At 61.7% G+C, this 9501-nt stretch carries 10 protein-coding genes and 1 riboswitch; of the genes, 7 read left to right on the forward strand and 3 right to left on the reverse strand.

What is annotated here, in order from left to right; genetic code table 11:
* Window positions 1-5: 5 nt before the first annotated feature.
* Window positions 6-698, reverse strand: coding sequence for a uracil-DNA glycosylase (gene ung / locus ACXRVY_RS10235; protein WP_008050720.1), 693 nt, complete (start codon window positions 696-698; stop codon window positions 6-8).
* Window positions 699-831: 133 nt separating this feature from the next.
* Between ung and ACXRVY_RS10240 the strand changes: the two genes are divergently transcribed.
* Window positions 832-1944, forward strand: a complete 1113-nt coding sequence (locus ACXRVY_RS10240; protein WP_223462987.1) for an enoyl-CoA hydratase/isomerase family protein — start codon at window positions 832-834, stop codon at window positions 1942-1944.
* 99 nt (window positions 1945-2043) lie between these two features.
* On the opposite strand, the gene ACXRVY_RS10245 is transcribed toward ACXRVY_RS10240, so the two are convergent.
* Window positions 2044-2490: a hypothetical protein gene (locus ACXRVY_RS10245; protein ID WP_223462986.1), complete on the reverse strand. Its 447-nt coding sequence runs from the start codon at window positions 2488-2490 to the stop codon at window positions 2044-2046.
* Window positions 2491-2657: 167 nt separating this feature from the next.
* Window positions 2658-2903, reverse strand: coding sequence for a hypothetical protein (locus ACXRVY_RS10250; RefSeq protein WP_457266122.1), 246 nt, complete (start codon window positions 2901-2903; stop codon window positions 2658-2660).
* Window positions 2904-3199: 296 nt separating this feature from the next.
* Window positions 3200-3300: riboswitch (guanidine-I (ykkC/yxkD leader) on the forward strand.
* A gap of 60 nt (window positions 3301-3360) precedes the next feature.
* Between ACXRVY_RS10250 and ACXRVY_RS10255 the strand changes: the two genes are divergently transcribed.
* The 6 genes from ACXRVY_RS10255 to ACXRVY_RS10280 form a co-directional block, all read left to right on the forward strand.
* Window positions 3361-4428 (forward strand): putative urea ABC transporter substrate-binding protein, encoded by a 1068-nt coding sequence (locus ACXRVY_RS10255; RefSeq protein WP_223462984.1) that lies wholly within the window; start codon window positions 3361-3363, stop codon window positions 4426-4428.
* 15 nt (window positions 4429-4443) lie between these two features.
* Window positions 4444-5259, forward strand: coding sequence for an ABC transporter permease (locus ACXRVY_RS10260; protein ID WP_223462983.1), 816 nt, complete (start codon window positions 4444-4446; stop codon window positions 5257-5259).
* Window positions 5256-6044, forward strand: a complete 789-nt coding sequence (locus ACXRVY_RS10265) for an ABC transporter ATP-binding protein (protein WP_223462982.1) — start codon at window positions 5256-5258, stop codon at window positions 6042-6044. The genes ACXRVY_RS10260 and ACXRVY_RS10265 overlap by 4 nt, the downstream gene beginning before the upstream one ends.
* Window positions 6045-6057: 13 nt before the next feature.
* Window positions 6058-6783 (forward strand): urea amidolyase associated protein UAAP1, encoded by a 726-nt coding sequence (locus tag ACXRVY_RS10270; RefSeq protein ID WP_223462981.1) that lies wholly within the window; start codon window positions 6058-6060, stop codon window positions 6781-6783.
* Between the two features lie 11 nt (window positions 6784-6794).
* Window positions 6795-7436: an urea amidolyase associated protein UAAP2 gene (locus tag ACXRVY_RS10275; protein ID WP_458237340.1), complete on the forward strand. Its 642-nt coding sequence runs from the start codon at window positions 6795-6797 to the stop codon at window positions 7434-7436.
* 303 nt (window positions 7437-7739) lie between these two features.
* A partial coding sequence (locus tag ACXRVY_RS10280) for an ATP-binding protein (protein WP_458237341.1) occupies window positions 7740-9501 on the forward strand: 1762 nt, incomplete at its 3' end.

The raw sequence follows: 9501 nt of genomic DNA on the forward strand, positions 1-9501 counted from the left end.
GCACATCAAACCGGCGGCAAGCGCCACTCGATCGGCGTCTCACCATTCTGCTCCAGAAACTTGTTGGTGCGGCTGAAGTGCCCGCAACCGAGGAAGCCGCGATAGGCCGACAGCGGTGACGGGTGCACCGAGGTCAACACCAGATGCTTGGTGGCATCGATGAGCTTCTGCTTGCTCTGGGCATGGGCGCCCCACAGCATGAATACCAGGTGTGGTTGCTGTTGGCTGACCACTTCAATGACCCGATCGGTGAAAAACTGCCAGCCCTTGTCCTTGTGCGCATTGGCGTTGGCGCGCTCGACGGTCATGGTGGTGTTGAGCATCAGCACGCCCTGATCGGCCCAGCTCTGCAGGTAGCCATGGTTGGGGATGTCGATGTTCAGGTCGCGCTTGAGCTCTTTGTAGATGTTCACCAGCGACGGTGGCGCCGGCACGCCGGGTTGCACCGAGAAGCACAAACCATGAGCCTGGCCCGGGCCGTGATAAGGATCCTGGCCGAGGATCACCACTTTGACCTTGTCCAGCGGCGTGGAATTGAGCGCGTTGAAGATCATCGGCCCCGGCGGATAGATCTCCTTGCCGGCCGCCCGCTCCTGTTGCAGGAAGTTTCGCAATTCTGCCATGTAGGGCTGGTCGAATTCGGCACGCAGTGCCTCCTTCCAGCCCGGTTCGAGTTTGATACGGTCGTCAGCAGTCATGGTTACATCCGGCAAAAACAATTGGCGCGAACCCTAGGAAAGCTCGCCACACTTGTCAATTGATCTGACGCAGATCCGGCACTTTCCCATATAGCGATCATACTTAACCCTCAAATTCCCGATCGAGGTCACGATGAATCTGCACTTCGAAGAACTCACCGGCACGGACGGCGCCCGCATCGGCATCGCCAGTCTGGATGCCGAAAATTCCCTCAACGCCCTGTCCCTGCCGATGATCAACGCCCTGCGCGACCGCATGGAGGCCTGGGCCAAGGACCCGCAGATCGTTTGCGTCCTGTTGCGCGGCAAAGGCGCCAAGGCTTTTTGCGCCGGTGGTGAAGTGCGCAGCCTGGTGGAAGCCTGTCGCGTCCATCCAGGTGAAGTACCGCCACTGGCCGCGCAGTTTTTTGCGGCGGAATATCGCCTGGACTTCAAACTTCACACCTACCCCAAACCGTTGATCTGTTGGGGCCACGGCTATGTGCTCGGCGGCGGCATGGGACTGTTGCAAGGGGCAGGCATCCGCATCGTCACGCCGAGCAGCCGGTTGGCCATGCCGGAGATCAGCATCGGCCTGTACCCGGACGTTGGCGCCAGTTGGTTTCTGTCGCGCCTGCCCGGCAAGCTCGGGTTATTCCTGGGCCTGACCGGTGCGCATATGAACGGCCGCGATGCCATCGATCTGGACCTGGCGGATCGTTTCCTGCTCGATGAGCAGCAGCCGGAGTTGATCGAAGGTCTGCTGCAATTGAACTGGCAGGAACAGACACCGATGCAGCTCAACAGCCTGCTCAAGGCCTTGCAACAGGAAGCCGTGGCGCAGATGCCCGAAGCCCAGTGGCTGCCGCGCCGTCAGCAGATCGACGAGCTGCTGGATGTCAGTGACGTGCGTTGCGCCTGGAAGGCCATCAGCACCTTGCGCGATCACAGAGATCTATTGCTGAGCCGCGCAGCCAGGACCATGAACGAAGGCGCCCCGCTGACCGCTCATCTGGTGTGGGAGCAGATCATCCGCGCCCGGCACCTGTCGCTGGCCGAAGTCTTTCAGATGGAATACACCCTGAGCCTCAATTGCTGTCGTCATCCGGAATTCAGCGAAGGCGTACGTGCCCGGTTGATCGACAAGGATCAGAAGCCGCACTGGCACTGGCCGGACATCAAAAACGTGCCGGACGCGGTAGTAGAGGCGCATTTTCACAAGGCGTGGGAAGGTCGGCATCCGCTGGCGGACCTCTCCGAGTACTGAACGAACTGTGGGAGCGAGCCTGCTCGCGAAGACGGAGTGTCTGACACACCGCCATCGCGAGCAGGCTCGCTCCCACAGGAATTGTATTTAACTGAATGATTAGCGGTGGTTATCCCGCCAGTTGTGACCGCCACGCTCACTACGATGGTTGCGCCCGTCTTGACCGCGATAGTCGTTGTTCCAGTTCCCGCGGTTATGGCCGTCCCAGTCATGGTGCTGATGCATGCGGTAGTCACCCTGCGACGGCTGATAGTAACGAGGGGGCGACTGGTACTGGCGCGACGGTTGATACATCCGCGGCTGCGAGTAATAGCGCGGTGTCGGCTGGTAATACCGCGCTGGTGGCACGTAATACCGGGGCGGCGGTGTGTAATAACCATTGGAATAGTAAGAGCTCCTCCCGGTGTAATAGGTTGGCGCAGGCGAGGTATAGACTTCGGAACTGTAGTAACTGCCTCCTTCGTCGTAGTAAGGCGCGCACCCACCAAGGGACAACCCCAACAGAGCAAGCAGAAGAATTCGGCACAGATTTTTTTGACAGAGCATGGCGGCCTCCTGGACCGCGGATAAGCCACGCCAGCGACGCTGACAGGCGACAATCAAATGTTCGGTGACTGTCGAAATATCAGACATCGAATTCGGAATCTGGTGCGTCTATGAAACAAGTAGAAACATCTGCCCGATGAAAGGTTTTTCATCCATTCACGTCCTGATTAACGGTGGCCACCGCGATATCCACCGCCGTGATAGCCGTGGCCACGGTAATAACCATGCCCACCGTAGTAATAGGAGCGATAACCACCGTAATAACGTGGGCCGTAATAGCCGCCGTGGTAATAAGGCGAGTAGTAACCGGGATAGTAATAAGGTGCCGCGTAGACGTCGGCAGGACTGTCGTAGTAGTAGCAGCCAGACAATCCCACTCCGAGCAATGCACCGAACAACAATCGACGCAACATGACGGCCTCCGTAAAGACCCGTGACAGCAGTCGGCACAGACCGGCTGACATCTGTTTTGACTGGCAAAACTGTGCCAAGTGCAATGCCGCGAGCACCTCCTGATCAGCGGCGGATACGTTCCAATGCGGTGCACTTGCGCACCATCACAAGGCAGCCTGCTTTCCCGATCAAACCCGCCGATCACCCCGCCCCCCACGCTAGAGCCCTCGGGCCGACTTGGCACGCCTCTCGCTTTAGCGCACTTGTTCCAAAAAAATGTGCAGGCGTCACTACAGGTTCGCGGCACCACAATTTGCAAATGGCTGACTAGGGTTCCGGCTCGCAATCGCGAGTGACTGGTCCGAGAGTTGGCGACCTCCAGTTGAGGTTACACGGCGGGACAAAAGCCCGGGAGACAAGCCACCGTTAGCGGTGCCGCTGCCGTCCTGTCCGTCCTTGATCAACTGGAGAACCACCATGTCCCAGCTTCGTTTACCCGCCCTGCTCGCCGCTGCGTTCGCAGCCCTCGTGAGCTTCTCGTCCCAGGCCGCCCAGAAAGACCACTTCAGCGTGTGCTGGACGATCTACGCCGGCTGGATGCCGTGGGAATATGCCGGCAGCCAGGGCATCGTCGACAAATGGGCGAAAAAGTACGGCATCAAGATCGATGTGGTACAGCTCAACGACTACGTCGAATCGATCAACCAATACACCGCCGGCCAGTTCGACGGCTGCACCATGACCAACATGGACGCGCTGACCATTCCGGCCGCCGGCGGCGTCGACAGCACTGCGCTGATCGTCAGCGATTTCTCCAACGGCAATGACGGCATCGTGCTCAAGGGCGAAGGCAAAAAAGTCGCCGACCTCAAGGGCATGGACGTCAACCTGGTGGAGCTGTCGGTGTCCCATTACCTGCTGGCCCGGGCTCTGGATTCGGTGGACCTCACCGAGAAAGACCTGAAAGTGGTCAACACCTCCGACGCCGACATCTCCGCCGCCTTCAACACCGATCAGGTCAGTGCCGTCACCACCTGGAACCCGATGCTTTCGGACATCAAGGCCAAGCCTGCCGTGACCGAGGTGTTCAACTCCAGCCAGATCCCCGGCGAAATCATGGACATGATGGTGGTCAACAGCGCCACCCTCAAAGACAACCCGGCCCTGGGCAAGGCACTGACTGGCGCCTGGTTCGAAGTGGTCGAGTTGATGAGCGCGAAAAACGCCGCCAGCAAAGCCGCGCTGGAACACATGGCCAAGGCCTCGGGCACTGACCTGGCGGGTTTCCAGGCACAACTGGACACCACTAAATTGTTCGCCACACCGAAAGAAGCGCTGGCGTTTTCCACCAGCAAGCAACTGCCGGAGACCATGCGCAAGGTCGCCGAATTCTCCTTCCAGCACGGCTTGCTGGGTGAAGGCGCCAAGGACACCAGCGCAGTCGGCATGGCCTTCGCCAACGGTGTGACCAGCGGCGACAAAGGCAACCTCAAGCTGCGTTTCGACCCGAGTTACGTGCAGATGGCCGCCGACGCCAAGCTGTAATCAGGAGAACTGGCCATGCGCCTGATCAACCGTCACCCGGACCGTCCGAGTCGCCTGTTGCTGGTGATCCTGCCGTTCGCCCTGGTGCTGTTCGCCTACTTCACAGGCTCGGCCGAGCGACTGGCGGACAACCCCAACGACAAGCTACTGCCCAGCGCCGTGCAGATGACCGATGCGGTGAAACGCCTGGCGTTCGTGGCCGACACCCGCACCGGCGAATACCTGCTGTGGCAGGACACGGCGTCCAGCCTGCAACGCCTGGCCATCGGCCTGGGCATCAGCGCCCTGGCCGGGCTGTGCCTGGGCATCGCCGCCGGTACCCTGCCGCTGTTCGGTGCGCCGTTGTCACCGTTACTGACGGTGCTGTCGATGGTGCCACCGCTGGCGATCCTGCCGATCCTGTTCATCGTCTTCGGCCTGGGGGAATTGTCGAAAGTGATGCTGATCGTCATCGGCATCACCCCGGCCCTGGCCCGTGACCTGGAACAGCGCGCCCGGGAAATCCCCGTGGAGTTGCTGATCAAGGCCCAGACCCTCGGCGCTTCGACCTGGACCCTGATGCTGCGGGTGGTGTTGCCGCAACTGTTGCCCCGCTTGTTGATCTCGCTGCGACTGATGCTCGGCTCGGCATGGCTGTTCCTGATCGCCGCCGAGGCCATCGCCTCTACCGACGGTCTCGGCTACCGGATTTTCCTGGTGCGCCGCTACCTGGCGATGGACGTGATCCTGCCCTACGTGGTGTGGATCACCCTGCTCGCCTGGCTGATGGATTGGGGGCTCAAGCACCTCACTCACCGCGCCTTTCCCTGGTATGAGGGGGCTGCCAAATGAGTTTCATCACCGTTAAAAACGTCTGGCAGCAATAYGACGATCAGGTGGTGCTCGAAGGTCTGAACCTGAGCGTCAACGAAGGTGAGTTCTGCACACTCGTCGGCGCGTCCGGCTGCGGCAAATCGACCTTCCTGCGCCTGCTGCTCGGCCAGGAGCGCGCCAGTCGTGGCGAGATCCTGCTCGACGGTCAGCCCTTGGCCGCAGAGCCGGACGCCAGCCGTGGCGTGGTGTTCCAGCGCTACTCGGTGTTCCCGCATCTGAGCGTGCTGGACAACGTCGCCCTCGGTCTCGAACTGCCGCGCTCACCCTTGCTTGGACGACTGTTCGGCGGCGCGAAAAAAGCGGCCCGCGAACAGGCTTCGGTGTTGCTGCACAAAGTCGGCCTGGGCCACTCGCTGGACAAGTACCCGGCGCAGCTCTCCGGCGGCATGCAACAGCGGCTGGCCATCGCCCAGGCGCTGATCATGAAGCCGCGGGTGTTGCTGCTCGACGAACCGTTCGGCGCCCTCGATCCGGGCATCCGCAAAGACATGCACGCCTTGCTGCTGGAGCTGTGGCGCGAGACCCGACTGACGGTGTTCATGGTCACCCATGACCTGTCCGAAGGTTTCAGCCTCGGCACGCGGCTGCTGGTGTTCGACAAGGTCCGCCTCGATCCGCACGCCCCCGGCGCCTATGGCGCACGCATCACCTACGACATCCCTTTGAACAGCGACCGCCGCGCCCGGAGCAAGGCCGTCGACGCCTTGCCGGTGCAACTGGCTGGCACGCTCCGTATCGCTTGAGAGGATTCTGCCCATGACCGATTCAACCCAACTGTTCCCGCCCTTCGCCGAAGAAATGCTCCCCGGCGGCGGCCATCGTTCCTTCGTGCTCAAGCGCGGCCAATTGCTGCGCCTGACCGACCTGCGCGGCGGCGCCAACGTCAGCCTGACGTTGCTCAACGCCAATGAAAAAACCGAGCGCCTGAACCTGCCCGACAGCCTCAAATGCCAACACACCGCCAAGCTCACCGCCGGCCATTGCCTGTACTCGGACATGGGCCGCGTGCTGGCCGCCATCACCGCCGACACCTGCGGCTGGAGCGACAGCCTCGGTGGCGTGCTCTGCGCTGAAGAAGTGGCAGAAAAATACGGCGTCGGCCGCTATCAGGAATTGCGCAACGGCTTCTTCCGTAACGGCACCGACAACCTGTTGGTGGAACTGGGCAAGTGGGGGCTGGGCCTGTCCGACCTGCTGATGACCCTCAACCTGTTCAGCCGCGTGAACGTCGATGACGCCGGACGTTTCCACTTCGTCGAGGGCAATTCCAAGGCTGGCGACTACATCGAGTTGTACGCGCCGATGGACACCCTGGTGGTGCTCACCGCCCTGCAGCACCCGATGGACCCGACGCCGGACTATGCACCGAAACCCTTGAAGCTCAGCTGGATGAACGCCGACGCCAGCGTCGCCGAACACTGCCGCACCTCGCGCCCGGAAAACGAGCGCGGCTTCATCAACACCGACCGTTTGTTTGCCTGAGGATCGCTGCCATGTCACTCGCTATCGCTACCGTTCACAAGCAACCAGACACCGCGATCTACCGCGCCACCATCCCCGCCGGCGAACCCTGGCTGATGGAGGTCAAGGCCGGCCAGACCCTGCGCATCCTCGACCTTGAGGGCAATCAGGCCGTCGACACCTTGTTCTACAGCGTTGCCAATCCCAGGGAGCGCTACGACGTGCAGCGCACCCTGCGTCGGCAGAACAGCGTGTACMTGAGCACTGGCAGCGTGCTGTATTCCAACCTCGGCAAGCCGATGCTGACCATCGTCGCCGACACTTGCGGGCGTCACGACACCCTGGGCGGCGCCTGTGCGCAAGAGAGCAACACCGTGCGCTATGCCCTGGAAAAACGCTACATGCACAGCTGCCGCGACAACTACCTGCGCGCCTGTGCTCACGATGGCCGCCTGGGCAAGGGCGACATCGGGCCGAACATCAACTTCTTCATGAACGTGCCGGTCACCGCTGACGGGGGCCTGACCTTCGAAGACGGCATCTCGGCACCGGGCAAGTACGTCGACCTGCGCGCCGAGATGGACGTGATCGTGTTGATCTCCAACTGCCCGCAACTGAACAACCCGTGCAATGCCTACAACCCGACGCCTGCGGAGCTGCTGGTATGGAACTGAAATTCCCGAGATTGCGGCGCTGGTTGTTTGCCTTGTGCCAGGCCCGATCCGGCCAGTGCCTCAAATCTACAGAACACCAATAAACCCTGTAGGAGCGAGCCTGCTCGCGATGGCGTCAGCGCATTCACCACATATGTTGACTGACCCACCGCTATCGCGAGCAAGCTCGCTCCCACAGGGGATCGGCGGTGTTGCGAAGTGAACTGATTTGTCACCGGGGACGGCCCAGGTGCATCAAAAAAACTGCGGGACGGCCCGCATCCCAGTCGAGGCTGATGCGCTATCGCCTCCGGGGGTTATGCCATGTTCGAAAAAGTCCTGATTGCCAACCGTGGCGCCATTGCCTGCCGCATCCTGCGTACCTTGCGCGAGCTGCAAGTGCAGGGCGTTGCCGTGTACTCCGAAGCCGATGCCGCCAGCCTGCACATCCTGCAAGCCGACGAGGCCCACAGCCTCGGCGAAGGTGCGGCCGCCGGCACTTACCTGATGGTTGATAAAATCCTCGCCATCGCCAAAACCACCGGCGCCACCGCGATCCATCCCGGCTACGGATTTCTATCGGAAAACGCCGCGTTCGCCGAAGCCTGCGAGGCCGCCAACATCGCCTTCATCGGCCCGACGCCCGAACAACTGCGGGTGTTCGGCCTCAAGCACACCGCCCGCGCCCTGGCCAAACAACACAGCGTGCCCATGCTCGAAGGCACCGGACTGCTCGACAGCCTCGATGCCGCATTGATCGCCGGCGAACAGGTCGGCTATCCGGTGATGCTCAAAAGCACCGCCGGCGGTGGCGGCATCGGCATGCGCGTGTGCCGCAGCGCGGCCGAGTTGAGCGAGTCCTTCGAGGCCGTCAAACGCCTGGGCCAGAACAACTTCAGCGACGCCGGGGTGTTCATCGAGAAGTACATCCAGCGTGCCCGTCACCTGGAAGTGCAGGTATTCGGCGATGGTCACGGTGAAGTGATCGCCCTCGGCGTGCGCGACTGCTCGGTGCAGCGCCGCAATCAGAAAGTCCTCGAGGAAACCCCGGCGCCAAACCTGCCCGACGGCATGGCCGATGAACTGTGTGCGGCGGCGATCAAACTGGCCAAGGCAGTGAACTACCGCAGTGCCGGCACCGTGGAGTTCGTCTTCGACAGCGATGCCCGGCGCTTCTATTTCCTTGAGGTGAACACTCGCTTGCAGGTGGAACACGGTGTCACCGAACAGGTATGGGGTGTCGATCTGGTGCGCTGGATGGTGCAACTGGCGGCCGGTGACCTGCCGCCGCTGAGCGATCTGGCACAGGGTTTGAAACCGCAGGGCCATGCGATTCAGGCACGGTTGTATGCCGAGGATCCGGGTCGCGATTTTCAACCCAGCCCGGGCTTGCTCACCGCCGTGGATTTCCCGGCGGCCAATGGCATTCGACTGCGCATCGACACCTGGGTCGAGGCTGGCTGCGAGATCCCGCCCTACTTCGACCCGATGATCGCCAAGGTCATCAGTTGGGCGCCRACTCGCGAAGAGGCCCGCGCCGATTTGCATCAAGCCCTCGGCGACAGTCAGCTGTATGGCGTGGAAACCAACCGCGACTACCTGCGGCAGATTCTGCTCGATGTGCCTTTCGCCAGCGGCCAGCCGTGGACCCGTTGCCTGGAAGGCCTGGTCTATCAGGCCAACACTTTCGAGGTACTCAGCGCCGGTACGCAAACCAGTGTTCAGGACTATCCCGGCCGTCTCGGTTACTGGGCGGTCGGCGTGCCGCCATCGGGGCCGATGGACAGTCGGGCGTTGCGTCTGGGTAACCGTTTGCTGGGCAATGACGAAGGCGCGGCGGCGCTGGAAATCACCATGAACGGGCCGTTGCTGCGCTTCAACTGCGAGGCGGTGGTGGCGGTGACCGGGGCGGTGACTCCATTACTGCTCAACGGTGAAGCCGTGCCGATGAACACTGCGCTGTTGGTCGCCGTAGGATCCACCTTGAGCCTCGGCACCATTGCCGGTGCGGGCGCGCGCAGCTATCTGTGCCTGCGCGGCGGCCTGCAAGTGCCGGACTATCTGGGCAGCAAAAGCACCTTCACCC

The sequence above is a fragment of the Pseudomonas sp. P5_A2_2 genome (assembly GCF_054177685.1).

Coding starts and splice junctions, on each gene's coding strand:
- ACXRVY_RS10240 (WP_223462987.1), top strand. CDS start 832: ATGAATCTGCACTTCGAAGAACTCACCGGCACGGACGGCGCCCGCATC.
- ACXRVY_RS10250 (WP_457266122.1), bottom strand. CDS start 2,903: ATGTTGCGTCGATTGTTGTTCGGTGCATTGCTCGGAGTGGGATTGTCT.
- ung (WP_008050720.1), bottom strand. CDS start 698: ATGACTGCTGACGACCGTATCAAACTCGAACCGGGCTGGAAGGAGGCA.
- ACXRVY_RS10270 (WP_223462981.1), top strand. CDS start 6,058: ATGACCGATTCAACCCAACTGTTCCCGCCCTTCGCCGAAGAAATGCTC.
- ACXRVY_RS10255 (WP_223462984.1), top strand. CDS start 3,361: ATGTCCCAGCTTCGTTTACCCGCCCTGCTCGCCGCTGCGTTCGCAGCC.
- ACXRVY_RS10260 (WP_223462983.1), top strand. CDS start 4,444: ATGCGCCTGATCAACCGTCACCCGGACCGTCCGAGTCGCCTGTTGCTG.
- ACXRVY_RS10245 (WP_223462986.1), bottom strand. CDS start 2,490: ATGCTCTGTCAAAAAAATCTGTGCCGAATTCTTCTGCTTGCTCTGTTG.